Origin of the sequence: Knoellia pratensis (assembly GCF_042666395.1) — a bacterium.
Lineage (GTDB): Bacteria > Actinomycetota > Actinomycetes > Actinomycetales > Dermatophilaceae > Knoellia > Knoellia pratensis.
In genome coordinates this window covers 158,064-182,112 of record NZ_JBHTDJ010000003.1, presented here as the reverse complement: position 1 = coordinate 182,112, position 24,049 = coordinate 158,064, and the positions used below count along the sequence as shown (strand labels likewise).

The 24,049-nt window shown below is 68.2% G+C and carries 23 protein-coding genes, 1 tRNA gene and 1 pseudogene; 13 read left to right on the top strand and 12 right to left on the bottom strand.

What is annotated here, in order from left to right; translation table 11 throughout:
* Positions 1-54: 54 nt before the first annotated feature.
* The 4 genes from ACFQRE_RS10645 to ACFQRE_RS10630 all read right to left on the bottom strand — a co-directional run bounded on the left by ACFQRE_RS10645 (position 55) and on the right by ACFQRE_RS10630 (position 2,461).
* Positions 55-954: a DUF559 domain-containing protein gene (locus ACFQRE_RS10645; RefSeq protein ID WP_380122023.1), complete on the bottom strand. Its 900-nt coding sequence runs from the start codon at positions 952-954 to the stop codon at positions 55-57.
* 159 nt (positions 955-1,113) lie between these two features.
* Positions 1,114-1,812 carry an NUDIX hydrolase gene (locus ACFQRE_RS10640; protein ID WP_380122021.1) on the bottom strand — a complete coding sequence of 233 codons (699 nt, stop codon included), beginning with the start codon at positions 1,810-1,812 and terminating at the stop codon, positions 1,114-1,116.
* 14 nt (positions 1,813-1,826) lie between these two features.
* Positions 1,827-2,300 (bottom strand): RidA family protein, encoded by a 474-nt coding sequence (locus ACFQRE_RS10635; protein WP_380122019.1) that lies wholly within the window; start codon positions 2,298-2,300, stop codon positions 1,827-1,829.
* Between the two features lie 2 nt (positions 2,301-2,302).
* The gene (locus ACFQRE_RS10630) at positions 2,303-2,461 is read right to left on the bottom strand and encodes a DUF4177 domain-containing protein (RefSeq protein ID WP_009776320.1); all 159 of its coding nucleotides are present in this window, start codon (positions 2,459-2,461) and stop codon (positions 2,303-2,305) included.
* 38 nt (positions 2,462-2,499) lie between these two features.
* Here ACFQRE_RS10630 and ACFQRE_RS10625 point away from each other — a divergent pair, with 38 nt between their 5' ends.
* Both ACFQRE_RS10625 and ACFQRE_RS10620 read left to right on the top strand, forming a co-directional pair.
* Positions 2,500-3,519 carry an ArsA-related P-loop ATPase gene (locus tag ACFQRE_RS10625; protein ID WP_380122016.1) on the top strand — a complete coding sequence of 340 codons (1,020 nt, stop codon included), beginning with the start codon at positions 2,500-2,502 and terminating at the stop codon, positions 3,517-3,519.
* Positions 3,519-4,688, top strand: a complete 1,170-nt coding sequence (locus tag ACFQRE_RS10620; protein ID WP_380122014.1) for an ArsA family ATPase — start codon at positions 3,519-3,521, stop codon at positions 4,686-4,688. The genes ACFQRE_RS10625 and ACFQRE_RS10620 overlap by 1 nt, the downstream gene beginning before the upstream one ends.
* Before the next feature lie 87 nt (positions 4,689-4,775).
* On the opposite strand, the gene ACFQRE_RS10615 is transcribed toward ACFQRE_RS10620, so the two are convergent.
* Complete coding sequence (locus ACFQRE_RS10615; RefSeq protein WP_380122012.1) at positions 4,776-5,078, bottom strand: WhiB family transcriptional regulator; 303 nt, start codon at positions 5,076-5,078, stop codon at positions 4,776-4,778.
* 211 nt (positions 5,079-5,289) lie between these two features.
* Here ACFQRE_RS10615 and ACFQRE_RS10610 point away from each other — a divergent pair, with 211 nt between their 5' ends.
* Positions 5,290-7,722 (top strand): transglycosylase domain-containing protein, encoded by a 2,433-nt coding sequence (locus ACFQRE_RS10610; RefSeq protein ID WP_380122009.1) that lies wholly within the window; start codon positions 5,290-5,292, stop codon positions 7,720-7,722.
* 75 nt (positions 7,723-7,797) lie between these two features.
* Here the strand turns inward: ACFQRE_RS10610 and ACFQRE_RS10605 are convergent, their stop codons facing one another.
* Positions 7,798-8,259, bottom strand: coding sequence for a GatB/YqeY domain-containing protein (locus tag ACFQRE_RS10605; protein WP_380122007.1), 462 nt, complete (start codon positions 8,257-8,259; stop codon positions 7,798-7,800).
* 42 nt (positions 8,260-8,301) lie between these two features.
* Between ACFQRE_RS10605 and ACFQRE_RS10600 the strand changes: the two genes are divergently transcribed.
* Positions 8,302-9,243, top strand: a complete 942-nt coding sequence (locus ACFQRE_RS10600) for a metallophosphoesterase (RefSeq protein WP_380122005.1) — start codon at positions 8,302-8,304, stop codon at positions 9,241-9,243.
* On the opposite strand, the gene ACFQRE_RS10595 is transcribed toward ACFQRE_RS10600, so the two are convergent.
* Positions 9,224-10,231 carry a hypothetical protein gene (locus ACFQRE_RS10595; protein WP_380122003.1) on the bottom strand — a complete coding sequence of 336 codons (1,008 nt, stop codon included), beginning with the start codon at positions 10,229-10,231 and terminating at the stop codon, positions 9,224-9,226. The genes ACFQRE_RS10600 and ACFQRE_RS10595 overlap by 20 nt on opposite strands.
* 96 nt (positions 10,232-10,327) lie before the next feature.
* Between ACFQRE_RS10595 and ACFQRE_RS10590 the strand changes: the two genes are divergently transcribed.
* Positions 10,328-10,404, top strand: a tRNA-Pro gene (locus ACFQRE_RS10590).
* A gap of 53 nt (positions 10,405-10,457) precedes the next feature.
* Here the strand turns inward: ACFQRE_RS10590 and ACFQRE_RS10585 are convergent.
* Positions 10,458-11,525 carry a lactonase family protein gene (locus ACFQRE_RS10585; protein ID WP_380124232.1) on the bottom strand — a complete coding sequence of 356 codons (1,068 nt, stop codon included), beginning with the start codon at positions 11,523-11,525 and terminating at the stop codon, positions 10,458-10,460.
* A gap of 93 nt (positions 11,526-11,618) precedes the next feature.
* Between ACFQRE_RS10585 and ACFQRE_RS10580 the strand changes: the two genes are divergently transcribed.
* Positions 11,619-12,077 (top strand): hypothetical protein, encoded by a 459-nt coding sequence (locus ACFQRE_RS10580; protein ID WP_380122001.1) that lies wholly within the window; start codon positions 11,619-11,621, stop codon positions 12,075-12,077.
* Between the two features lie 42 nt (positions 12,078-12,119).
* Here the strand turns inward: ACFQRE_RS10580 and ACFQRE_RS10575 are convergent, their stop codons facing one another.
* Positions 12,120-13,154 carry a hypothetical protein gene (locus ACFQRE_RS10575; RefSeq protein WP_380121999.1) on the bottom strand — a complete coding sequence of 345 codons (1,035 nt, stop codon included), beginning with the start codon at positions 13,152-13,154 and terminating at the stop codon, positions 12,120-12,122.
* A gap of 682 nt (positions 13,155-13,836) precedes the next feature.
* Here ACFQRE_RS10575 and ACFQRE_RS10570 point away from each other — a divergent pair.
* From ACFQRE_RS10570 to ACFQRE_RS10540, 7 genes and pseudogenes are all read left to right on the top strand, one after another.
* Complete coding sequence (locus ACFQRE_RS10570; RefSeq protein ID WP_380121997.1) at positions 13,837-14,562, top strand: GAF domain-containing protein; 726 nt, start codon at positions 13,837-13,839, stop codon at positions 14,560-14,562.
* Positions 14,563-15,177: 615 nt separating this feature from the next.
* Positions 15,178-16,047: an ice-binding family protein gene (locus ACFQRE_RS10565; RefSeq protein WP_380121995.1), complete on the top strand. Its 870-nt coding sequence runs from the start codon at positions 15,178-15,180 to the stop codon at positions 16,045-16,047.
* A 23-nt stretch (positions 16,048-16,070) separates the two neighbouring features.
* Positions 16,071-16,229 carry a hypothetical protein gene (locus ACFQRE_RS10560; protein WP_380121993.1) on the top strand — a complete coding sequence of 53 codons (159 nt, stop codon included), beginning with the start codon at positions 16,071-16,073 and terminating at the stop codon, positions 16,227-16,229.
* A gap of 82 nt (positions 16,230-16,311) precedes the next feature.
* On the top strand, positions 16,312-16,773 hold the full coding sequence (locus ACFQRE_RS10555) for an exosortase/archaeosortase family protein (protein WP_380121991.1): 462 nt from the start codon (positions 16,312-16,314) through the stop codon (positions 16,771-16,773).
* Between the two features lie 8 nt (positions 16,774-16,781).
* On the top strand, positions 16,782-18,170 hold the full coding sequence (locus ACFQRE_RS10550; protein ID WP_380121989.1) for a glycosyltransferase: 1,389 nt from the start codon (positions 16,782-16,784) through the stop codon (positions 18,168-18,170).
* A gap of 40 nt (positions 18,171-18,210) precedes the next feature.
* Positions 18,211-18,690: pseudogene (locus ACFQRE_RS10545) on the top strand (UDP-N-acetylglucosamine 2-epimerase); the annotation flags it as partial.
* Between the two features lie 160 nt (positions 18,691-18,850).
* The gene (locus tag ACFQRE_RS10540) at positions 18,851-19,381 is read left to right on the top strand and encodes a UDP-N-acetylglucosamine 2-epimerase (protein ID WP_380121986.1); all 531 of its coding nucleotides are present in this window, start codon (positions 18,851-18,853) and stop codon (positions 19,379-19,381) included.
* 57 nt (positions 19,382-19,438) lie between these two features.
* Here ACFQRE_RS10540 and ACFQRE_RS10535 read toward each other — a convergent pair whose 3' ends face one another.
* The 3 genes from ACFQRE_RS10535 to ACFQRE_RS10525 all read right to left on the bottom strand — a co-directional run bounded on the left by ACFQRE_RS10535 (position 19,439) and on the right by ACFQRE_RS10525 (position 23,951).
* Positions 19,439-20,152 carry a helix-turn-helix domain-containing protein gene (locus ACFQRE_RS10535; protein ID WP_380121984.1) on the bottom strand — a complete coding sequence of 238 codons (714 nt, stop codon included), beginning with the start codon at positions 20,150-20,152 and terminating at the stop codon, positions 19,439-19,441.
* 1,246 nt (positions 20,153-21,398) lie between these two features.
* Positions 21,399-22,298 carry an ACT domain-containing protein gene (locus ACFQRE_RS10530; protein ID WP_380121981.1) on the bottom strand — a complete coding sequence of 300 codons (900 nt, stop codon included), beginning with the start codon at positions 22,296-22,298 and terminating at the stop codon, positions 21,399-21,401.
* 453 nt (positions 22,299-22,751) lie between these two features.
* On the bottom strand, positions 22,752-23,951 hold the full coding sequence (locus ACFQRE_RS10525) for a pyrophosphate--fructose-6-phosphate 1-phosphotransferase (protein WP_380121979.1): 1,200 nt from the start codon (positions 23,949-23,951) through the stop codon (positions 22,752-22,754).
* Positions 23,952-24,049: the final 98 nt, after the last annotated feature.

Sequence of the window (24,049 nt, the reverse complement as noted above, 5' to 3'; positions counted from 1 at the left end):
GGATCCAGCCGCACGGTGCCGAAGTCCCGAGTGAAGCACTGCATGTCCGTTGGCTCACGCCGCGTCACGGAACCGGTTCGGGGGCGACGCAGGCACGCCCCCGCTGTGCATGGCCAACCATGACCGGAGCACCCAGCGCGACCAATCTTGCTCGAACATGACGTCTTCAAAGGAGAACCGCAGCGACGCCCAGCCCCAGATCGCGAAGAGCGAGTGCCGCTGACAGTCCCGACGCAGCCCCTTGCGGGTGCCGTGCGTCTCATACCCCTCCGCCTCCACGATGAGGCGCAGCTCCTCACTACCCAGATCGACCTTGGCAAACAGCCCGGGGTCGGCGACCTCCAACTGCGGGGTGAGCAGCAATCCCTCCTCGATGCAGAGAGCGCGCAGGACGGACTCCAACGGGTTGGCCGCCCGACCGTCCGCGTGTTCAGCAACCCGACGCGCGGCCCCGGCGCCCTTGCCCTGCAACCCGGCGGCCGTTGCTCGGAGCTCGACCACATCGACCTTTCCGGAGCGAAGCGCCGAGTCGGCGACCGCCAGGGCCTCGTCGAACGGCAGGGTGCGGGCGCAGTCGAGCACAGTGCGCAGCGGCGACGTGACTCCAGCCACCCGCTCTGCGCCATCGAGGTCAGCCCAGTGTGGGTCGATCCCCTCTCGCTGGCCAGACCGGAGGCGGCGCGTGCGGGGGAACGTCACCTGCGGCCGCTCGGGCACGTTCTTGACTTTCCAGCCGTGGTCCTGTGCTGCACTCAGGTGGGACAGGACCCCCGTGCGTGCGTGGGCGATGCGGCGATGCTCGGCGGTGGCGGGGAGGGCGTAGCGACCTCGCCCCACCTTGATGACCTCACCGTTGCGGAGCGCCTTGGCAAGGGCTCTGCCCGAGTGTCGGCGTCGCAACTCCTTGGCGCGAGCGCATCCACCCAAGCGTGTGAGCGTGAGCGCAACGGACATGACCACAAGCCTGCCCAACCTCAAGCTGACGCCCGCCGAGTTGTCCACAGGGGCAATGGACATGCAGTGATCCAGCAGTCGGAGGTCGAACCGGGGCCACTGAGCACGGCGCCCGAGAGGACCGCAGAGCACTACATGTCCATTGGTCCGCTCGTCAGGTCAGGGGAGGTGGGAGCGCATGACCAGGCGGTCGCCGAGGTCGACCAGCTCGGGCGCGACCACGGTGAGGGCCGGGGAGTCGGCCAGGAAGTCGGCCACGGACGCAAACGTGGCCAGTTGCTCGAGCATCACCACGGTCGGCGGCAGCATCACTGCCCTGCCTTCGGCGTATGCCGCAAGGAGACTTTGCGGCGTCACCCAGGCGTCGTGGTCGGTCTCTGTCGTGGCGCCGAGGGCCTCTTGGCCGTCAGGCATGGGGGCGGCGAAGAACCACGTGTCATAGCGCCGCTTCTCGAACGCCGGAGTCACCCAGTGGGCTCGCGGGACGAGGTCGGCCACGGACAGCTGAAGCCCACATTCCTCCTCGACCTCGCGGATTGCGGCTGCCACCAACGGTTTGGCGTCGGCGGCCGGCAACTGCATCCGCGCAGCCAAGGCCTCGACCTCTGCGGGTTCCAGGTCAGCGTCGGCGTCTGCAGCGTCGACGCCACCACCGGGGAAGACGTACATCGACGGCGCGAACTCCATCGTCGACACCCGTCGCTGGACGAACACCGACGGACCGTTCGGGGTGTCGCGCACGACGAGCACCGTGGCGGCGCCGCGGGGCACCAAGGGTTCACCCGGTGACGCGAGCCAGGCCCGAGCGTTCTCGACCCACGCACCGGAGCGCGGGGCAGGGAACTCGCGAAGCGGCATACGGGAGAGGCTTGTCAGTCGGCGACGTGGACGATGACCTCGACCTCGACAGGCGCGTCGAGGGGAAGCACCGTGACACCGACGGCGGAGCGCGCGTGGATGCCCCGGTCACCGAAGGCGTGGCCGAGCAGCTCGCTGGCGCCGTTGATGACGCCCGGCTGGCCGGTGAACGACGGGTCGGACGCGACGAAGCCGACGACCTTGACCACTCGCTCGACCTTGTCGAGGTCTCCGACGATGGACTTCACGGCAGCGATGGCGTTGAGGGCGCAGATCTGGGCGAGCTCCTTGGCGCGCTCGGGCGACACCAGGCCCTCACCCTCGCCCACCTTGCCGGTGTCCGCGAGCGCACCGGAGACCATGGGCAGCTGGCCGGACGTGAAGATGCGCGACCCGTCCTGCACGGCCGGCACGTAGACCGCGACGGGCGGCGCCACATCGGGCACAGTCAGTCCAAGTTCGGCGAGACGATCCTCAACGGCACTCATGGTCAGGCTCCCTTCGGGCGCTTGAAGTAGGCCACGAGACCGTTGCCGTCCGGGCCGGTCACGACCTGGACCAGCTCCCAGCCGTCCTCACCCCAGTTGTCGAGGATCTGCTTCGTCGCGTGGATCATCAGCGGCACCGTTGCGTACTCCCACTTCTGCATGTGGCCCACCCTAGTGCCGGTCGCCGTACGCTGAGCCCGTGCCCTCACCCACCCTCCCCGCCGAGATCACGGGCGCCCGACTGCACGTCGTCACGGGCAAGGGCGGGGTCGGCAAGACGACGGTCGCCGCAGCCCTGGCGCTTGCCCTCGCGAGCACCGGCAAGCGCGTCCTGATCGTCGAGGTGGAGGGGCGCCAGGGGCTCTCGCAGACCTTCGACGTGCCACCGCTGGGGACAGGCGAGGTCCGCCTCATCGCCCACAAGAGCGGCGGCGAGCTGTGGGGGCTGTCGGTCGACGCGAAGGCCGCCCTGCTCGAGTACCTCCAGCTGTTCTACAAGCTCGGTCGCGCGGGCTCGGCCCTCGAGAAGATCGGCGCCATCGACTTCGCGACGACCATCGCGCCGGGGGTGCGCGACGTCCTGCTCATCGGCAAGGTCTACGAAGCGGCCGGCCGCCCCAAGGGGGGCCGCGGCGGCGGCAGGTCCAGCGGACTGCACTACGACGCCGTCGTCCTCGATGCGCCGCCGACGGGGAGGGCCGTGCGCTTCCTCAACGTCAATGCCGGGGTCGCCGACGTCGCCAAGGTGGGCCCGATCAAGTCACAGGCTGACTCGATCACCCGGATGCTGCGCGACAGGCGGACCCTCATCCACATGGTGACGCTGCTCGAGGAGATGCCCGTCCAGGAGAGCCTCGACGCACTGCGCGACCTCGCCGACGTCGGTCTCCACATCGGCGCGCTGATCGTCAACCAGATCCGCGAGCCGCACCTCACTGCTGCGCACCTCAAGGCCCTCCAAGGGGCCGATGCGGGCCTCCACGACGTGCTCCGTGCCGAGCTCACGAGCGCAGGACTGCGGCCGACCAACCCCATGGTGCGCGGCCTCATCAGCGAGGGCCGCGACCACGCCCAGCGCCTCGCCCTCCAGGACGAGATGACGCGAGAGATCGCCGGCGCCGGACCCCCGGTCATCGAGCTGCCCTCCCTCGTCGGCGGCATCGAGGACGGCGGCATCGCGGTCCTGGCCGACGAGCTCCTCGAGCAAGGGATGCTGTGATGGCGGCCCGCACGAGCACCAGGACTCCCGACCACCCGCGGCTCGACGTCGATGCCCTGCTCGCCGACCCCGGCGTCGGCATCATCGTGTGCTGCGGCGCAGGCGGAGTCGGCAAGACCACGACCGCTGCCGCCCTGGGCATCCGTGCCGCCGAGTCCGGCCGCAAGGTCGTCGTCCTCACCATCGACCCGGCCCGCCGTCTCGCCCAGGCCCTCGGCCTCACCGAGCTCGACAACACGCCCCGACCGGTGGCTGGAGTCGACGTCTCGTCGGGCGGCTCCCTCGACGCGATGATGCTCGACATGAAGCGGACCTTCGACGAGGTCGTCGAGGCTCACGCCACGCCCGACAAGGCCGCGCAGATCCTCGAGAACCCCTTCTACCAAGCCGTGTCGAGCTCGTTCGCGGGCACGCAGGAATACATGGCGATGGAGAAGCTCGGCCAGCTCCGCGCGCAGGCCGAACGCGAGGGCACCTGGGACCTCATCGTCGTCGACACTCCCCCGTCCCGGTCGGCGCTCGACTTCCTCGACGCGCCCAAGCGGCTCGGGTCGTTCCTCGACGGCCGCTTCGTCCGGCTGCTCATGGCGCCGGCCAAGGTCGGCGGTCGCGCCTATCTCAAGGTGTTCAGCGTCGGTGTGGACCTGGCGCAGCGCACCCTCAGCCGGGTCCTCGGCGGCCAGATGCTCCAGGACGTGCAGACCTTCGTCGCCGCCCTCGACACGATGTTCGGCGGCTTCCGCGAGCGCGCCGACGTCACCTACGCCCTGCTCAAGGAGCACACGACGGCCTTCGTCGTGGTCGCCTCTCCCGATCGGGATGCGTTGCGCGAGGCAGCTTTCTTCGTGGACCGGTTGGGCGAGGAGCGTATGCCGCTCGCCGGAGTCGTCGTGAACCGTCTCCAGTCGCTCGGGGCGGCTGCGTTGTCCGCGTCCCGCGCGCAGGATGGTGCCGAACAGCTGGCCGACGACAGTGCCGACGACACCCTCACGGCCGGCCTGTTGGCGCTGCATGCCGATCTCGCCTCGACCGCAGCCCGCCAGAACGCCGTCGTCACCCGCTTCGCGGCGTCCCACCCCGACGTCGAGCTGTCGACCGTGGCCGCATCAGCGACGGACGTGCACGACCTCGACGGACTGCGCGAGGTCGGCCGCCTGCTCGCCGGCTGACCCGGCATACGCCGCTGGACCGGGCGAGGACAACGAAAACCGGGCCGACACCACGAAGGTGACGACCCGGCATACGCACATCGTGCGTCAGACCGGCGGGCGGCCCATGGTCTTGCTGAGGACCTCGCGCCAGGAGCGGACTGCGGGGTGGCGACGGAGCAGGGCCCGACGTTCACGCTCGGTCATGCCGCCCCAGACACCGAACTCGGTGCGGTTGTCGAGCGCGTCGGCGAGACATTCGAGGGCAACAGGGCACTCGCGGCACACGACCTTGGCGGTGCGCTGCTCCTTGCCCTGGACGAACAGTGCGTCCGGGTCTGTCCCGACACACGTGCCGCGAGTGGACCAGTCGGACGTGCTCTGGGTGAGTGGAGCTGTGGTGATTGTCATGCGTATCTGTCCCTTGGCTGGAGGCCAGTCCCTCCCGACTGGCGCTAACCAAAAACTAGGCAGTAGGTGAAAACGGCACCATGACGACTTTGGGACTAGTTATATGGTTAAAAGTAACTAGTTATTGGGCTAGATACTCCCACACACCCCGCTCGGCCGGACCTCGGAGCGGCTCGGCAGCCCTCACGGATTCGCCGGTTACCCTGATGGTATGGAAGGTCGCGCCCACAACTTGCCCCATGTCCTCCGTCTGCTGACTGGGCTCGTCGTCCTGAGCGCGCTCATGGGCCTGCTCCTGGCCGGGCTCGCGATCCCTGCGATCGGAGCCGGCGGCAGCGCGACCAAGAGCGGCGTCGAGGCCTTCAACGACCTGCCGAGCGAGTTCACCGTCTCACCCCTGGCTCAGCAGTCGAGGATCGTGGATGCGGACAACAAGCTCATCGCGAATCCCTACGACGAGAACCGCATCATCGTGACGCTCAAGAACATCTCTCCATGGATGCAGAAGGCGCAGATCGCCATCGAGGACTCGCGCTTCTATGAGCACGGCGGCCTCGACGTTCGCGGCTTCACTCGTGCGATGGTCTCCAACTTCTCGAGCGGCGACGTCCAGGGTGCTTCGACGATCACGCAGCAGTACGTCAAGATCACGGTGCAGGAGAACGCCCTGCGCCGAGATGACAAGGAAGCGGCCGAGGCGGCGGTCGAGAAGACCTACACCCGCAAGCTCCAAGAGCTGAAGTACGCCCTCGACGTCGAGCGCAACTACACCAAGGACCAGATCCTCACCGGCTACCTCAACCTCGTCTACTACGGCGATCAGGCCTACGGCGTCGAGGCTGCTGCCCAGAACTACTTCGGCATCAGCGCCAGCAAGCTCAACCTTGGCCAGGCAGCCCTCCTCGCCGGCATCGTCCAGCAGCCGACCAAGTTCAACCCGGTCATCAACCCCAAGGACTCGCAGGCCCGACGCAATGCCGTGCTCGACCGCATGCAGGTCGTCGGGTCGGCCACGGCCAAGGATGTCGCCGCAGCCAAGAAGGTCCCCGTCTCCGCGATGCTCGGCAACCGCACGCCTCCGAAGGGTGTCTGCCAGCGCTCGAGCGAGCCGTTCTTCTGCGCCTACATGATGGCGTACCTCGAGCGATCGCCGCAGATGGCCGTGCTCGGCAAGACGCCGGCAGAGCGCCTCAAGAACATCAACCAGGGTGGCCTGGTCATCAAGACGACACTGAACCCCACGCTCCAGAGGGCGACGCTGCGTGAGCTGACCAAGGCCGTGCCGATCGGCAACAGGAGCAACCTCGGCGCCGCCTCGACCGTCCTTGAGCCCGGCACCGGCAAGATCCTCGCGATGGCCCAGGCCACGGACTTCGCCAAGAGCCAGCTCAACCTCAACGTGGACAAGCAGTATGGCGGCAGCCAGTTCGGCTTCCAGTTCGGGTCGACGGCCAAGATGTACGCCCTGGTGACAGCGCTCGAGTCGGGGATGCCGCTCGACGGGACCGTGGATGCACCGGTGGCGTCCCCGGACGACCCGCACGCCTTCACCAGGTCCGAAATCCGCGGCCACTGCAACGTCCCTGAAAAGGACTGGTCGGTCGAGAACGACTACCGCAGCGGTGGGGTCATACCGCTGGCCAGGGCCACGGCCGAGTCGATCAACACAGCGTTCGGCCAGCTCGTCATCGACCTCGGGTGCAAGAAGGTCCACGACGTCATGGACCGCATGGGCGTGCACACGGGTGCCGGTAAGCCGATCGACCCCTCGATCGCCTCGATCACCCTCGGCGCCGGCACGATGACCCCGATGACGATCGCCAACTCCTACGCCACCCTTGCTGCACGCGGCAAGTTCTGCGAGCCGACCCCGATCGACTCGATCAAGACATCAACGGGCAAGGTCATCAAGGTGCCACCGACGCCGTGCAAGCAGGTCATCCAGCCGGACGTCGCCGACGGCGTCACCCAGTTGCTTGAGGGCCCGCTCAGGGATTCACGCGGCACGGCCAGGGGCTCCTGGACGAGTAGCCGCCCGGCCGCAGGCAAGACCGGAACGACCAACGCGCACAACCAGTCGTGGTTCGTCGGCTACACGCCGCAGCGCGCCGCGGCGGTGTGGGTCGGAAACCTCAACATCCAGAAGGCCAACGGCGACCTCACGACCCTCAACGGCAAGTGCTTCGGAAGCTACGGCTGCCCGGGAAGCGTCTTCGGTGGCACGATCGCCGGGCCGGTCTGGGGCAAGATCATGGCGGCTGCCACGAACGGGCTGCCGGTCGTGCAGTTCACGGCTCCGTCCCAGCGGGTCCTGAACGGCAACTACGTCGCGATCCCTGATGTCATCGGCAACAGTGTCGGCACGGCGACCAGCCAGCTCGAGGCCGCCGGCTTCAGGGTCAGCGTCGGGTCGCGTGTCGACAGCTCCCTCGAGGAGGGACGCGTCGCACGCACCAGCCCGAGCGCCAAGGCGGTGGCCGGCGCCACGATCACGCTGTTCACCTCACGAGGCTATGAGTCGACCACAACCCAGCCGACGCAGAACAGGACACGCACCAGCCAGCCCAGGCCGACCGAGATCGTCACCCCACCAACGGATCCCAGACCACGAAAGACCCCGAAGCCGCCGAAGACGCGGGGCTGATCCGAGGCGACACTGCGAAGGGCCGGAGTGACTCACTGAGTCGCTCCGGCCGTCGTTCGTTGTGCGGGTGACGGGTCAGCCCGCGATGACCCGCTTGACGATCGTGGCGACTCGGCCACCGTCGGCACGACCGGCGATCTCGCCCTGGGCGGCCTTCATGACCTGCCCCATCTGCGCCATGCCCGTCGCACCCGTCGTCTCGACGGCGGCGCGCACGATGCGCTCCAGCTCGGCGTCGTCGAGCTGCTTGGGGAGGTAGGCCTCGAGGATGACCAGCTCGGCCTCCTCGATGGCAGCCAGCTCGGGCCGATCTGCATCCGTGTATGCCGTGGACGACTCCTTGCGCTTCTTGGCCTCCTTGGCGATGACCTTGAGGACTTCGTCGTCGCTGAGCTCCTTGGCCTCGACCCCGGCCACCTCGGCGTTGGTGATGGCGGTGAGCGTCATGCGCAAGGTGCCGGCGCGGACCTTGTCCTTGGTGCGCATGGCGTCGTGCAGGTCGCTGCGCAGCGTGCCCTTGAGAGTCGTGTCGGTCATGGCTCCAGTCTCGCACTCAGGGTCAACCGGGATACTGGGCCGATGACGTCGACGACCCGGGCAGTCCTCCAGACCCTTGCCGGCGTCACGGCGGCCGGGGTGGCCGGCGTGGCCTACGCCGGGCTCGTTGAGCGCAACCTCTTCACGTTGCGCCGCTTCGAGGTGCCAGTGCTGCCAGCAGGTTCGGCGCCCGTCCGCATCCTGCAGGTGAGCGACCTGCACCTGACACCGGGCCAGCGCCGCAAGATCGAATGGGTTCGTGAACTTGCCTCTCTCACACCGGATTTCGTTGTCAACTCTGGCGACAACCTGGCTGCGATCGATGCTGTCCCCGGGTTGCTGCGGGCGATGGAACCGCTCATGGACTTCCCCGGGGCCTTCGTCCTGGGATCCAACGACCGCTACGGCCCCGTGCCCAAGAACCCCGCCCGCTACCTCACCCGCGACCACGCTCGGGCACCCAGCGCGACCCGGCCGGACCTCCCCGTCGACGACCTGACCGCCGGCCTGCGCGACGGCGGTTGGCTCGACCTCGACAACGCCCGAACCACCGTGACCGTCGGCCCCCACCGCGTCGAGCTCGTCGGAGTCGACGACCCACACATTGATCGAGACCGGTATGCCGCCGTGTCCGGTCCCGCTGCTCCTGACGTTGCGCTCACGCTGGGTCTCGTGCACGCGCCCTACCAGCGGGTCCTCGACGCAATGACGACCGACGGGGTCGGGTTGATCCTCGCCGGGCACACCCACGGCGGGCAGCTGGCCGTGCCGTTCTATGGCGCACTCGTCACCAACTGCGACCTCGACCGGGGCCGGGCCAAGGGTCTGTCGCGGTGGTGGCCCGGAGCGGGAGGCGACGTACCCACGCAACCGGAGCGGGCGGCATACCTGCACGTCTCTGCGGGTCTGGGAACCTCGCCCTACGCGCCAGTTCGGTTTGCGTGCCGCCCCGAGGCCACGCTGCTCACTTTGGTGTCGCGCTGACGGGCACCGCGTCGGGGAACCGCTGGCGATAGGCGGCCTCCCAGTCGGCTGAACCGGTGCCGCCGTCGACGAGGTCACCGTCTCCGCCCTGTTCGCCGCGCTCGGTGCGGTTGAGCTCGAGGTCCAGGCGCAGGCCGGGAGGCATCGCGGCGTGAATCGCGGTGACGATGGGCCAGACGAGGTCACCGTGTGTGGCTTCGGCGACGGGCCCCGCCACGGCCGGGAAGGTCACGGACACGCGGACCTGACGGCTCCCGTCCACGTCCTCGACCACGACGGCGCGTGCGATGGACGCGGCGCCGGTGTCACCGGCATACGTCGGCTCGATGGTCTTCCAGTCCTGCACCATCGCCGCGGTGAGCGGCCGGGCGGGTGCGAAGCGGACGTAGGGCGTGCCGGTGGTCTGGTACTCGGCGACGTCCCAGTCGAGATCGGTGAGCTGCGTGGTGAGGGCCCACGCGAGCGACTCACTGACGGGTTGATGCGTGGAGATCGACGCCCGCGGGGCACGAGGTGAAGGCCAGACCTGAACGCGGAGTCCGCCAGTCGGGGAGGTCGCGACGGCCTTGACCCACCGAGTGGCGAGGCCGGGCGGTGTGAGCTCGCGTCCGAACGCGAGGCTGGCTCCGACCGGCGCCGCCTCGGCGCCCTTGCCGGGCCGCACGGTGATGACGAACTCGTCGTAGCCGTCGGCGTTCTCGATTCCCTGCAGGACCTTGGGGAGCCTGCGGATGAGGTCCTCGAGCTGGGCGTCGGGTGGGCTGGCCACCTGGATCCTGAGCTCCTGATCCCCTGCACCGCCGAGACTCGTGCCCGTGAAGGACGCATCGACGGCCACCACCCCGGGCAGCTTGCCGACGGCCGCAGCCACCTGCTGCTCGTCGGGTTCAGGCTGTGCACAGGCCGTCGCGGTCGTCAGGACCAGACCTGCGGCGACGACCGCGAGACCGGGCCTGAGGTTCGAGCCGGTCCCCGCAGTCCGTGGCATGGACCCCAGCCTGCCCTGTTCCCGGAATGGATTTCGGGAGGGGGGTCGGCGTCGGCTATCCTCTGGTGTCGCTGCCTGCAAGGGCGGTGACAGCCACGGGGTGTGGCGCAGCTTGGTAGCGCGCTTCGTTCGGGACGAAGAGGTCGCAGGTTCAAATCCTGTCACCCCGACCACATGAATGGGCCTGCTGAATCGACGCGAGTCGGGCAGCGGGCCCATTCTTCTCTCAAACAGGCAGGGGCGTGCTCGGGCGGGACACCACACAGGCCGGCGCCGGCACCGGCACGTCGACTGCCACCCCGGGCGCTCCGTTCGGCGCCAGCGCATGGACCGACACCACGTCGCCCGACTGCCCACCGACCAGCAGCCATTCGTCCTGCAGCTCGAAGTGTCGCGGACCCGCCCCTGTCGCGACCTCGGAAAGCAGGCTCGGCGTGGCTGTCGAGATGTCGAAGGTGCTGACAGTGTCCGGGCCACGGTTGGACACGTGCAACAGACCCCGTCGCTCGTCGACGGCCAGATGCGCCACGTGATTGGTCCCGCCTCGACCCGAGGCCGCCCACTCACCGGTCACGCCGAACCGCCCAGGTGCGTGCTCACGCAGGTGCAGAATCGTCCCTGACAGCTCGCCCGCCAGCCACGCCGTGTCCGTGCCCGGCACACGGATCAACTGCCGCGGCCCGGTCCCCGGCGGCAGTGCACTCACGGCATGTTCGACAAGGCCCGCGCCGCCGAAACGAAAGCTGCGGATCTCGTCGGCGCCAAGGTCAACGACGCTGAACCCGTCGAACTCAGGACCCGGGACCACCATGTGCGGATGGCTGCTCCACTGGCGCTCCGGGACCGGTCCCGAGCCCTCGAGGGTCGTAGTCTCCCTGACCTCCCCCACGACTCCGTCCTGATCGACGTCCAGCACCGAAACCCGACCGTCGCGGTAGTTGGCCACCACGAGGCGCGAGGACTCACCCGAGGGGACGAAGGCAAAGTGGCACGGCCCCGAACCATCGGTGGAGGCGCTGCCCAGCTCCTCGAGGCCGACCTCGCCAGAACCCTCACCACTGACGGCGAACGTGAGAACCCGCCCCTCGTCGAGCTCGCTCCCCACGTAGAGGAGGTGCCCGTCAGGGGACCACTGGAGCCACGTCGGCATGTCCACGGCGGCCACCGCCAACGGCGCCTCTACCAACGCCCCCTCGGCCCAGCGATGCAAGCTCACTGTTCCCGACGCGTCCCGGCCAGGAGCCGACGCGACCACAACGACCTGTTCGCCTGCACGTGGGGAACCCGACGACATCGACACACCCGTCACGGTAGACGGCCCTGACGCCTCTGATGGCAAAGCCCACCGCAGGTCGCAGGTCGCTCTTGCCGCCCTATCATCGTTGTCGTGAACGGGGGTTGGGCTGTTGTTGCGGTGGGTGTGGGCCTCCTGGCCTGGGCCCTGTATGCCGACCTCGCTCACGACAGCGAAGACCGGCTGGCCAGGTGGCTCGTCCCCACCACGCTTCGCTGGGGACGAGGTTGTGGCGTGGCGGCGTTCGTCATCTCGCTCGTCTTCCTGGCCACGTATGGGGCGGCTGCGTGGGTGGGCGCCGTTCTGGCAGAGGCACTCGGAGATCCACGCTGGTCGCTTCTGGTCCTGGGCCCGGCCATGCTCGCCTACACGCCCCTGGTGTTCGCGATGGCGCCCGTCGAGCCGCAGGGATATCGCTACTGGCGCGAGTCGCTCCGGAAGGCTGGCGCACAGGCGGGCGCGGACCGTTGGATCGCGTGGCTCGGCGGAGTCCCTGCGTTCGTCGGGCTGCTCGCCCTGGTCATGACGCCCTTCCTCATCTTCCTCATCTGAGACCTCACCTTGGCCCCTTCCGCGTCGCCCGTCCGGCCGCCGTCAGGGCGTTGGAGCGGGTGCCGGCGAAGGTGACGGCGTGGCCGCTGCCTCCTCCGGCAGACCGTCGTTCCAGTAGTCGAAGGTCTGCGTGACCCAGTAGACGGCGAACGACACCAGGAGGACGACCTCCACCCAGAGCACCCACTCCGGCGGCGTCCCACCGCCCCCGACCTGGTCCACGATCGCGAGGATGGCCGCCACGACGAAGCTCACGGTCATCACGCCAGCGACAACGGCGTAGATCCCGCGGTACGCCTTCGCCTCACGACTCGGCTCCTGGCCGGGCGCACCGTCACGTCGCGCTGCGGCTTTGCGTGCGTTGACGAACGCGACGCCGGTGATCAGCCCGAACAGTGGGACAGCAGCTCCGAAGTGGGCCGTGTCGAGGAACGAGTCCCGACCGAGCTTGAACCACAGGACGAAGGCCAGCCACACGCCCGCCGCGAGAAGGAACCCGATGCGCGTCGCGCGTGAGGACTGTCGCCGGACGATCACGATGTAGCCGCCGACCCCCAGGCCGAGCAGCCCGAGCCCGATGAGCCCCCACACGTTGTTGACGACGGACGAGACGAACTCCGGCGGCACCGAGCACCGGCCCTCCGGGTCGCACGGCGCACCACCTGCGCCACGAGGAGTCGGCACCATCGCCACGACGGGCGCGAGCATCCCGGCGATGTTGAGGGCAGTGTCCTCGAACCCGCGCCGACCAACGACCGCGACGAGGCTGATCCCGATGGCGACGAGCGCTCCGACGAAGACGCTGCGCGCGGGCGTGTAGTAGTACGCACTGATCGACCCGAGGTGCTTGTTCGCCTCAAGGCCGCCGAGACGCTCGATCCAGACACAGAAGAGGAGGAGCAGCACGAGCCCGACGAGGCTGAGCCGCAGATACCGGTAGGTGCGAACGGAGGCGCTCGCGCGCACCCGAGGCGGAGTGATGGCCGGGGCTGCGGGCACGGCCGTCGTCACAGCAGCCGGGACGGCGACGCCGGGTGCCGGCACGCCCCCGACCTTGACACCAGCGGACTCACTCATGACGCCCTCCTTCTCGTGGATACGGATGTGACCACTGAGAGGAGTCAGCACCACGGCCACAGATACGTCCTCGCGACATGTATCTGGCGAGGGCCCCACTCCTCTTCTGAAGGAGTAGTCACTCATCGCCTCGACAGGTACGAGCAGCGGAAGTGATTCTCCGCAGGCGCGACCGGCACACACGGCATACCCGGCTGAAACAACGTCGGGTATGCCGTGTGCTCACGTTTGGTCGCTGTGAGTCACTGACGCGCGGCCAGCGCCCCCTGACCAGGCCGCGCACGTCGTCGGCCTGGGTTCGTGCCCAACCCTGAGAAACGTGGCTCACGCCCGAATACACCGGAACGCCGTTGTCCACGATGACGCATTCGTCGTAGTTGCAAAGACTCTTCACCGGGCAAAGGACGTCAGGTACGACGACGCTCGAGGACTCACTCGGAGCTGCGGTCGGGATCACGCCTGTTGCTGTCGGCGACGTGGTCGGCGTCGCCGTGACGCACAAGGTTCATGCGTCGCCGTCGCGGTCGGCGTCACTGACGTGGTTGCTGTCGGCGTGGGCGTCGAAGGAGCGCAGAACGGCCGCCAAAGACGTCATTGCCGCTAACCTGACACTGCATGGGGACACCACACGAGCGCATCGGCAGCGACGCGCTGGCGTGCGCCCGAGCGGGAGGGGGAGAGCATGATCGCCGTTGATCGCCTGGCCGAGGCCTTCGTGGAGGTGGCTGACACCCTCGTTGACGACTTCGACGTCATCGAGTTCCTGGAGTTGCTGACCCGACATTCCGCCGACGTCAGTGAGGTCGCTTCCGCCGGGCTGCTTCTGGCCGACCCGCACGGTCAGCTGCAGTACATGGCATCTACTGCCACCTCGGTGGAGATGTTGGAGCTCTTCCAGCTGCAGTACCAGGAGGGTCCGTGCCTGGACTGTTTCCGCACCGGCGAGCCCGTGGTCAACGCCGACCTTCACCAGGCAGGCCAGCGGTGGCCCTTGTTCGCCCCCCGCGCCGTCGAAGCCGGGTTCCAATCCGTGCACGCCTTCCCGCTGCGCCACCGTCAGAAGGTGATCGGGGCCCTGAACCTGTTCAGTACTCACCTCGGCCACCTCGATCGCACCGACGTTCGGATCATCCAATGCCTGGCCAACGTCGCCACCATCGGACTCCTGCAAGAACGCACCGCTCGCAGCGCCGAGATCCTCACCGAACAGCTGCAAATTACCCTGAACAACCGAGTCACCATCGAGCAGGCCAAGGACGTGCTGGCCAGGACCCACGGCATCGACGGCCACGCTGCCTACGACCTGATGCGCAAGTACGCCCGCAGCAACCACCACCGCCTCAGCGACATCGCCCACGCGGTGCTCACCGACCCAAGCCGCCACCCCGGGCTCACCACCGCAACCTGACCGCAGTCGATGCCCGCAAAGCGGTGGCCGGGACCCCATCGCCATGCGCCAGCCCATCTCCCTTCAGTACCGCTCGGGCGTGTCTCCTCACGCGTCGAGCCAGATGAGGACGGCGCGCAGGAGCCTTCCGGCTCGGTAGGTCGAAGCGAGCCTGTCGTAGTGAGTGGCATGGCGCGCCATTGCTTGAAACCGTTGATGCTGTGTTCTACAACGTGGGGTTCTTGTACCGCTCGGTGTCGAACGCGGGGGTCGGCCGCCCTTGGCGCCGCAGCGTTGGCGATTGGCTTCTGGTCGTCGGGTTCGGCGATGCCCGGCGGCCCAGGCAGCACCCGGCTCGGTCACCCACGAATCTGGGTGAGTGAGGCCCCGGCCCGCAACCGCCCAGCCAACCCCGGGCAGTCACTCCATACCGTCTAGGCCGAGCCGACCACCGCCCGCAACTGGGGTCGGATCGTCCATGAGGTGGGGTCGGATCGTCCATGTACTTGTCCGATGGAGTTGACAGACTTCGATTGCGCGTCAGTGCATTCGCGGCACCCCGTGGCGCGCTGTGCGGATGAGTCCCCTACCGGCTATTTCGGTCAGTAGACGTTGCGCGAGTCGATGGAGTTCCCAATGATCAAGAAGTCGCTACGGCGAGCCGTGGGCAGCGGGCTCCTCCTGCTCGGGGTGGTGCTCGTGCAGCCGCTGTCGGCCGCGTCTGCCGTTCCAAGCCAGATCCCGCTGGGAACCGCCGGGGCCTTCTCCGTGCTGGCCGGCTCTGCAGTCACCAACACCGGCGCGACGGTCATCAGTGCCGACGCCGGCCAGGGAGGCAATCTGGGCCTCAGCCCGGGCACGGCGGTCACCGGGTTCCCCCCGGGTATCGTGACGCCGCCCGGGACGCAGCACGTCACGGACGCAGAGGCTGCTCAGGCGCAGGCAGACCTGACGACCGCGTACAACACCGCCGCCGGCCTCCCGTGTGACGTGGACCTGACGGGCCAGGACCTGGGCGGCTTGACCCTCACGACGGGCGTGTACTGCTTCAGCTCCTCGGCTCAGCTGACCGGCACCCTCACCCTTGACGCCCAGGGCAACCCCGACGCCGTGTTCATCTTCCAGATCGGGTCCACGCTCACCACGGCATCCAACAGCTCGGTGGTCCTGGTCAACGGTGCGCAAGCGTGTCACGTCTTCTGGCAGGTGGGCAGCTCCGCCACGTTGGGGTCGAACACCGCGTTCTCAGGCACCGTCATGGCCCTGGCCTCGATCACCCTGGTCACCGGCGCAGACGTCGAGGGACGGCTCCTGGCCCGAAACGGGGCAGTCACCCTGGACACCAACCAGATCCACACCCCTGCTTGCGCACCGACGTCAGGTGTCCCCGCGGCACCCCTGTTCGGTGGGGCCGGCCAAGGGGTCGCTGTCGGCATGTTCGTGGTCGGCGCTGGTCTGGTCCTGTTCCTTCGCCGCCGCACGCTTCTCGCCGCAACCGCTCGCTAGACCCAGCCGAAAGAGGAACAGACATGTACGGGAAGACTTCAGTCGTGGGCGTCACGCTCGGCAGCGGCGGCCTGGCCGCCACGGGGTTCGGCGTCGCGTGGTACGTCGTGACGGCCACGGCGCTCCTTGTCGTCGGCGTGCTGCTGATGCGATGGACGCACCGCCGTGCCGCCCTCCGGTAGCCAGCAGGTCAGGTCCAACGGGGCTCGTTGGTCGCGGCGCCTGGCAGCGGGAGTCCTCGGGTCGCTGGGTCTGGCGGTGATCATGTGGTCAAGCACCTGGCGTGGGCTCGAGGCGACGGTGTCCGCGCACGCGATCCAGCTCGTGACCGGCCAGAGCACCCTGGCCGTCCCTTCACGCCACATGTTGATCCTCTACAAGGACACCTCGGTCGAGTCCATCTTCGTGCTGACCAGCGAGTGCACCGTGGCGTACCTGGCGGGAGCACTGCTCATCGGCGCCGCGCCGCTCATGCTGCTCAGGCCCCTCTCGCCCTGGCGCACCGCATCCGCGGTGGCTCTTGGAGGAGCGATCCTCATCCTCGGGAACGTGGCCCGGCTGGCCGCCATCGGCGCGACCGTGTCCACCTTTGGCCGCGACCCCGGCCTTGTCATAGCCCACACCTACCTCGGGTCCTTGCTGACGGTGGTCGGGACCTGCGCGGCCGGCGTCGTCTTCGTCGCTGTGCTTCTCGGACGGCGCATCCCTCGTCACGCCGCACCCTAAGGAATCGCATGCAGCACTTCTTCGGATGGATGTCCCAGGTCGTCCTGGCGCTGGCCCTGCCCTACTTCGCGATCTCCGTCGCAATGGGCATCCGGGTGGCCACCCGCAACGGCCTGAAGCTCGGCAGCCAAGAACAGGACGAGACCCCGGATGCCGGCGGGCCGCACGACGGTCTGTACTTCATCGTTCCTTGCCTGAACGAGGAAGTGGTCATCGGCGAGACGGTGCGCAGGCTCCTGGACCAGCCCGGCTGCACGGTGGTGGTTGTGGACGACGGCTGCACGGACCAAACAGCTGCCCGAGCGCAGCTCGCGGCCGCCGAACGCGGCGAGCCCGACCGGCTCGTGATCCTCACGCGACGCGGCACGCAGTCCAAGCAGGGCAAGGGCGCAGCGCTCAACGCTGCGTACCCCATCGTCGTGCGCCACGCGGCGGCCCGCGGCCTGCCGACCGAGGCGGTCATCGTCGCCGTGATGGATGCTGACGGCCGACTCAGTCCCGGTGGCGTCGGGTCGGCGCTCGCGCTCTTCAGTGACCACCGGGTCGGCGGCGTGCAGCTCGTCGTCCGCATCCGCGACCGTCGCAAGCTCATCGGTCAGTTCCAGGACATCGAGTTCTGGATGATCTCGGCGCTGTCCCAGTTCGCGCGCTCCATCAGCGGGACCGTGAGCCTCGGCGGCAACGGGCAGTTCACCCGCCTCAGTGCCTTGGCGGCCCTCGACGGCGAGCCATGGAGCCGCTCCTTGACCGAAGACCTCGATCTGGGACTGCGGCTGATTGCCGCCGGCTGGCGCATCACGACCCCCACCAGCGGATATGTGGACCAGCAGCCGGTCGACACGCTGCCGCGGCTCCTGCGCCAGCGCACCCGCTGGTACCAGGGCCACATGGAGTCGATTCGCAGGCTCCCTGAGCTGTGGCAGTCGGCGCGGGTCAACGAGGTGGCGGTCCTGGAGGTCACCTCCTACCTCCTGGTCCCCTGGCTCATCGTGCTGCCCTGGTCGATCCTGCAGCAGTGGATCTTTTACCAGATCTTCGCCAGCTCGGGGCAGGGTGTGTTCGCCACCGACCTGGGCGGCCTGCCCTGGCAGGTCACCTACGCGCTCCTGTGGTACCTGCTCTCGTTCGCGCCGAACCTGTTCATCGGCTTCATCTACGCCAGACGCACGCGAGCGGTGACCCTGCGGCGCGCCCTGGTTCTGGGTCACCTGATGATCGTCTGGAACTACATCGGCTACATCGCGGCTTGGCGGGCCCTCGTCCGCATCGGCATGCGACGAGACGACTGGACCAAGACCTCGCGAAGCCTGGAGGTCCACGACGGCGCCTCTCCGCAGACCCCCGCGCCCCAGCACCTGCTGTCGCTGAAGGTCCCCGGCGACGGGGAGCTCACCTGAGACGGGCGCCCTTCGCGACGGCTCAACCCCACGCCGCGTCATGCTCCTGTACGGGACACGTCCGGAAGCCATCAAGGTCCCACCCCTCATCGCGGCGCTGCGCACCCACCCTGCGCTCGAGCCGGTCGTTGCCGTCACGGGCCAGCATCGCGAGATGCTGCACCAGGTGCACGCCGCCTTCGGGATATCGCCCCATCATGACCTCGAGCTCATGACCCCCGGAGCGAGCCTCGCGCAGATCGCCGCGACCGTGCACGTTGCCACGAGCGAGCTCCTGAGCACCGATCGTCCGGATCTCGTCGTGGTCCAGGGCGACACCAGCAGTGCGTTCGCCGCGGCACTCGCAGCGTTCTACGAGCGCATTCCGCTCGTCCACCTCGAAGCCGGCCTGCGCACGGGTGACAACTACTCCCCGTTCCCCGAGGAGGCGAACCGACGCCTCACGGCACCCCTCGCATCACTGCACCTGGCCCCGACCGAGACGTCCAGGAGGAACCTGGAGTCAGAGGGCATCGACCGGGCAACGATCGCCGTGACGGGAAACACCGTGATCGACGCGCTGCATGCAACGCTCGCCACGCCGGCTGTCTTCGCCGACCCTGCTGTCGCCCGGGTCGTCACTGGCCCCCGCCGGCTCCTGCCTCGTCACCACCCATCGCCGCGAGTCGTGGGGTCACCGAATGGCCGCAGCCATGGACGCGGTGCGGGTCATCGCGCAGCAGCGCCCCGACATCCACGTCGTCCTGCCCATGCACCTGAACCCCGTGGTACGGCGCCTGATCGAGCCGAGGCTGGCGGGCCTGAACAACGTCCTGCTCACCGAGCCCTTGCGCTACGACGAGTTCGCCCACGTGCTCAAGGCCTCCCATGTGGTCCTGACGGACTCCGGCGGGGTGCAGGAAGAGGCTCCCAGTCTGGGCAAGCCCGTGCTGGTCATGCGCGACACGACCGAACGCCCTGAAGGCGTCCACGCGGGGACCGTGCGGCTGGTCGGAACCGACCCGCACATCATCACCGAGCAGACCCTGAGCTTGTTCGAGGACGAAGGCGCGTATGCCGCGATGGCCGGCGCGGTCAACCCGTACGGCGACGGGATGGCGGCCCCACGCTGCGTCGGTGCCATCGCCGAGCTGCTCGGGGTCGGGGTTCGGCTGCCCGACTTCGTGGCTCACGGCACGCACGCAGGTCGCCTGCAACTACCGCTGACCTAGCCGACCTGGCCGCCACGTTCGTGCGAGTCGGTGCAGCATGAGCCGGTCTGGCGACGATCACGAAATTCGAAGGACCCTGTCGTCGTCGACGAACGCTGTCCGTTGTGCGCCTGCGGCCGACGGGGCGGCTCTGAAGAGTTCCAACAGCCCCTCCTGCGACGCCACCCCGAGCTTTCTGAATACGGAGGCGAGGTGATTGCGCACGGTGCTCTGGCTGAGGAACAGGGCGCGGGCGATGCTGGGGGGCCGGTGACCTTCAAGCAGCCGGGAGACAATCTGTTGCTCTCGGGTCGTGAGCCGACCTATCCCCGGAACCTCGGCATCGAGGACGCCCAACAGTCCACCGGGAGCGGGCAGGGCGGGCTGGGGCCCCCGCCCCGCGCGGTCGGGGAGGACGGTCATCGGCTCGGCCCCGAGGAGGTCCAGCGCCGCTGGCCGGGCTGGCCGCACAACGAACGCATAGTCGGACGAAGGGGGGAGAGGCGTGATGAGCAATTCGCACAGAAGTGGCTCCGAGCTCCGCCCGCCTGTGATGCCGGAGAAGCTGAGGTTGACCTTGACACCCCGCTGCGATGCGGCAGCCTCGGCGTAGGCGGCCAGATAGCTGGGCACGTCCTCCCAGATCACGAGTGCGAGCAAGGACTCCCCGATCAGGACGTCGACGGGGAGGTCGAACAGGATCCGAGCTTCGCTGCTGATCCGCTCGATGCGCAGGCCCGAGTCCAAGGTCCCGACCACTTCGGGAACGCCCTTGGAAACGGCGGTGGCCATCCCAGTTTGGCGGGGAAGAAGTTTATCCATAAACTGCCTCGTTCCGTATGGTATTTGTCGAGAACTCCATTATCCGGCAATAGACAGAGACACTGGTCACAAGGGTGGCCAGGGCCGCCAACCAGACAGTGGTCACCACGGATCGAGAAAGTGGCCGACGTATGGAATGGCGCGCCGAATATCCAAGAATTGACATTTGAAGTCCCCCGCCCGCCGAGGCGGATTCTGGGCAGGCCCCTGATGACGTTGCCGTCTGCTTGATTTCAGTATCTACTCATTGTCAGAGGTGTCAATAGTCACTCACTAGTCCACGCATATTCCAACTCTCAAAGACTTGGGTCCAGTGGTCACGCCTCTCGAACCGCCTCGTCGACGTTCCCCCGCGAGCGAACCTTCAGACCGATGGAACCACCAAACCAACCCTGCGACGGGATACCAGCCACTGGGCCTGCACCCTCAAAACCGCAGGTCACGACGTCCGCGCGCGGTTGTCGCCCGCCGACACCCCGGACGGTTCGAGATGACGTCCTGCGCCAACCGCCCACCGGCCACTGCGCACCCAGCTGCTCGCACACGTCATGGCACGCACGGCGGCGGTCACTCAGACCTCAATGTCGCGGCCATTTGTTCACCCGCTTCGACATGAGCGACCCGGCAGAACAAGCACCTCAAAACACAGCAAAGGATCTATGGGAAGAACAAGCTTCCACAACATTCCATGGAAGTCCAAAATGCAGCTTCGTCACGAGGCGAACGGCTACGTCGCCGCCCTCTCTGCCCCACATGGACCTCACAACTTCGCCATCGACACGGGGCGCCTCAGCACTTCATCTACCGTCTCTGGGGCCCAACCGGCTCATCACGTGCCCCGCACTCGAGGCAGGGAGGCCGACTCGCCGACGGCCAGCGGCCCCGTCGGCGCCACAAACGATTTCCGGGTACCTGGGCAAGGTCTGTTGAGCGATCTCGTGGAGGGCGCGGCCGGACGGGATGAGCTGTGAGTCCCCGCCGTGCAGGCCGACCTCATCGAGGGCGCGCCTGACAGCATGCGAACGTTGGTGCAACGATGCGTCCCACCGCGTGATGAGCCCACGTAGAGCGCTCGCAGTTGGGGCGCGCGCGCTGAATTCATCAGCTGCCGTCGCGGGGCAGCCGGACGAAGTTTCGACCCCGTCGTGCTTGCCAGACCGTGGCCGACGCGGAACATGTCCACGTCTGTCTGGCGCTGAAACCCGCAGGCCCGCGGTCAAGCCTTCAAGTCGTCGCCGCGCGCCGGCCCGGGGAGTGGCGCGCCAGCTCGACCCTGGTGGTGGGGCCGAAGCGTGCTCGCCTCGGCGATCTGCGCCAGGCGTGCTGCCCGGGCCCGCTCCGCGGGGGTGAACGGCGAGTCGGGGCGGGCGAGGGCGATCAACCCTGTTGACGCTGAGGGCAGCCGCAGCGCCGTGTCGTTCCCGGCCCCTTCGCTGTCGTCGGACCGCTTGCCCTGCAGGATCGTGTCCGTCACGACGTGCGCGCCGAGCAGCTCCGCCACGACAGCCGGCAACGTGTCCGGGCGTTGGGAGACCTTCGCCGCCAAGTCGAGCGCGCGCGTCTGGCCGTCGACCAGGGACATCACGGTCGTCGACCACACGCGCACCTCGCTCCCGCCCCCATGACGAACCGCGGTCACCAGCTCAGCGTGGCCGACGTGAGCCCCGGCGCCGACCACGAACTCGTCCACGACCGCGTCCTCCAGCGGGTGGACGTGCAACGTCAGGATGGACACGCCAAGGTCCGCGAGCTCGCGGGTCACGCGCTCGAGTGCTCCGGGCTCGTCGCGCAGGGTGACGCGAACCCGCCACAGTGACTCTGCTGCGTGCAGGGAGGTCCGATCCCGCAGCGCAGGCGCGTGTAACCACTTGGTCAGGAGATGCATCGCCGAGGGCTCCACCACCCAGATGACCAGAACCGTGGTCGAGAGCGCCACCGTCAGGACGGAGACGATGAACGGTGGGTGCGCGGCGAGAACTGCCCCGTGCAGGGCCACTTCCAGGGGGAAGACGGCCAGCAGCTTGGCCAGCGCCAAGCGCACACGGCGCGGGTGCGGCAGCTGGCCACATTCGACGCACACCAGGCTGTCCTTGACGGCCGAACGGGGGGAGTCCATGCGTTGACTGTGCCCGGCCCGTGTTGCTGTTCAGTTTCGAGCGTGTGATCCCTGTCGGCACATCGCGGCCGAGGCCTTCTCGTGAGGTCAGGACGTGGCCAACACCGGGAGCCGTCCGAGGCGGGCGAACCGCTCGAGTCGGGCCTCGCGTCGGACTGCGGGACTGGTCCCCAACAGGGTCGCTAGCTCGTGCTGGAGGACGGCACCGAGCCGAAGGCAGAACTCCTCGGGCTCGGCAGCGGCGTCGGGCAGCTCCGCTACGTGGATTCACGCCTCGGTCGCCACCTCCCGAGTCCATGCTGCGCCGCCTCATCGACCTGGCGGGCGTCGCCGCTGCCCTGCCGCGGAGGTGGTGTCCGACATTGCAGGCTCCTGTCGTGACGGTCTCAGCCAGACGGAGCCTTCACGATCCGCACAGATGCACGCCGGGTATGCCGCCCGCTCACCTTGCGCTCAGCCGTGGCCGATCGAGGTGCGCAGCTTGGTGAACCAGACCGCGGTGGCGTCGAACTTCTTGCCTCCGGCGACTCGTGGGAACTCGATGGCACGCAGCTCGTTGCCGCGCTCCTCGTCCTCACCCACGAGACCGGACTCGCCCCGCAGAGCTGCGTCAACGGCATACTCCGTGCATTGTTTGATCAGGGCAAGGTCCTGGTCGCCGGCAGCGGCCGAGCGCGAGAAGTAGCCGGACTTCTGGACCATGACCTTCTCGGCGCCGAGGAGCTGCGCGAACTGCTTGCCGAACCACGCGCCGGGGTTGACCTTGTCGAGCTGGACGTGGCCGAACGGGTCGACCGGGACCTCGAGGCCTGCGGCTTCGAGCTCGGCGACGACCTCGGCCACGCCGGCGCCTTCGGACAGGAAGATGTTGACGCAGCCGACCTCGTCCATGATCGCCTTGAGCCGTGCACTCTCGACTCCGAGGTCGATGTGCTGCTCGGGCACGAACACCGCGTGCACGTCCCAGCGACGGGAGTCGAGCCCGACGGCGGGCAGCCACTCCTGCTCGGCCACCCACGCGTGGTGGCGACGGGCGGTCTCGGCCGTGAGCCAACCGCAGTGGCGCCCCATGACCTCGTGGATGATCAGCATCCGCGGGTTGGAGGAGTGCTCGGCGAGGATGTTGCGGGCGAAGATCGCGCCCTGCTCGGCGGCGGTCCAGGCGCCGAGCGACTGCCGGATCGGGATGATGTCGTTGTCGATGGTCTTGGGCAGGCCGACGACCGTGAGCGGGTAGTCGTGCTCGGCGAGGTAGGCCGCGAGATCCGCCGCTGTGGTGTTGGTGTCGTCGCCGCCGATGGTGTGGAGGACGTCGACGCCATCGGCCGTGAGCTGCTGCGCCGCGACCTGCAGCGGGTCCTGTCCCTCCTGGACGAGCCCTCGCTTCACGCAGTCGGCGACGTTGGTGAGCTTGACCCGGCTGTTGCCGATCGGCGACCCACCGAACTTGTGGAGCAACGCCGCACCAGCGCGCACCTCGGGCGTGACCTCGACCGAGCGGCCGGTGAGCAGACCGGCATACCCGTTCTGATAACTGATGATCCGCACGTCCGGCGCCAGCTCGGTGTAGCGCTCGATGAGCCCGCCCACCGCGGAGGAGAGGCAGGGCGCGAGGCCACCAGCGGTGAGCAGGGCGACGGTCTGGACGGGCATGGGCTGCTCTCCTGAGATCACGGGGACGGACTGGGCGTCAGTCTCTCAGTGTGACCGGCGACACAGGCAGCACTCGACCGCCAGGTGGACGCTGGCTG

Coding starts and splice junctions, on each gene's coding strand:
- ACFQRE_RS10585 (WP_380124232.1), bottom strand. CDS start 11,525: ATGTCGTCGGGTTCCCCACGTGCAGGCGAACAGGTCGTTGTGGTCGCG.
- ACFQRE_RS10615 (WP_380122012.1), bottom strand. CDS start 5,078: ATGACAATCACCACAGCTCCACTCACCCAGAGCACGTCCGACTGGTCC.
- ACFQRE_RS10600 (WP_380122005.1), top strand. CDS start 8,302: ATGACGTCGACGACCCGGGCAGTCCTCCAGACCCTTGCCGGCGTCACG.
- ACFQRE_RS10640 (WP_380122021.1), bottom strand. CDS start 1,812: ATGCCGCTTCGCGAGTTCCCTGCCCCGCGCTCCGGTGCGTGGGTCGAG.
- ACFQRE_RS10525 (WP_380121979.1), bottom strand. CDS start 23,951: ATGCCCGTCCAGACCGTCGCCCTGCTCACCGCTGGTGGCCTCGCGCCC.
- ACFQRE_RS10530 (WP_380121981.1), bottom strand. CDS start 22,298: ATGGACTCCCCCCGTTCGGCCGTCAAGGACAGCCTGGTGTGCGTCGAA.
- ACFQRE_RS10570 (WP_380121997.1), top strand. CDS start 13,837: ATGATCGCCGTTGATCGCCTGGCCGAGGCCTTCGTGGAGGTGGCTGAC.
- ACFQRE_RS10550 (WP_380121989.1), top strand. CDS start 16,782: ATGCAGCACTTCTTCGGATGGATGTCCCAGGTCGTCCTGGCGCTGGCC.
- ACFQRE_RS10620 (WP_380122014.1), top strand. CDS start 3,519: ATGGCGGCCCGCACGAGCACCAGGACTCCCGACCACCCGCGGCTCGAC.
- ACFQRE_RS10595 (WP_380122003.1), bottom strand. CDS start 10,231: ATGCCACGGACTGCGGGGACCGGCTCGAACCTCAGGCCCGGTCTCGCG.
- ACFQRE_RS10540 (WP_380121986.1), top strand. CDS start 18,851: ATGGCCGCAGCCATGGACGCGGTGCGGGTCATCGCGCAGCAGCGCCCC.
- ACFQRE_RS10635 (WP_380122019.1), bottom strand. CDS start 2,300: ATGAGTGCCGTTGAGGATCGTCTCGCCGAACTTGGACTGACTGTGCCC.
- ACFQRE_RS10630 (WP_009776320.1), bottom strand. CDS start 2,461: ATGCAGAAGTGGGAGTACGCAACGGTGCCGCTGATGATCCACGCGACG.
- ACFQRE_RS10535 (WP_380121984.1), bottom strand. CDS start 20,152: ATGGCCACCGCCGTTTCCAAGGGCGTTCCCGAAGTGGTCGGGACCTTG.
- ACFQRE_RS10645 (WP_380122023.1), bottom strand. CDS start 954: ATGTCCGTTGCGCTCACGCTCACACGCTTGGGTGGATGCGCTCGCGCC.
- ACFQRE_RS10610 (WP_380122009.1), top strand. CDS start 5,290: ATGGAAGGTCGCGCCCACAACTTGCCCCATGTCCTCCGTCTGCTGACT.
- ACFQRE_RS10555 (WP_380121991.1), top strand. CDS start 16,312: ATGTGGTCAAGCACCTGGCGTGGGCTCGAGGCGACGGTGTCCGCGCAC.
- ACFQRE_RS10565 (WP_380121995.1), top strand. CDS start 15,178: ATGATCAAGAAGTCGCTACGGCGAGCCGTGGGCAGCGGGCTCCTCCTG.
- ACFQRE_RS10575 (WP_380121999.1), bottom strand. CDS start 13,154: ATGAGTGAGTCCGCTGGTGTCAAGGTCGGGGGCGTGCCGGCACCCGGC.
- ACFQRE_RS10605 (WP_380122007.1), bottom strand. CDS start 8,259: ATGACCGACACGACTCTCAAGGGCACGCTGCGCAGCGACCTGCACGAC.
- ACFQRE_RS10560 (WP_380121993.1), top strand. CDS start 16,071: ATGTACGGGAAGACTTCAGTCGTGGGCGTCACGCTCGGCAGCGGCGGC.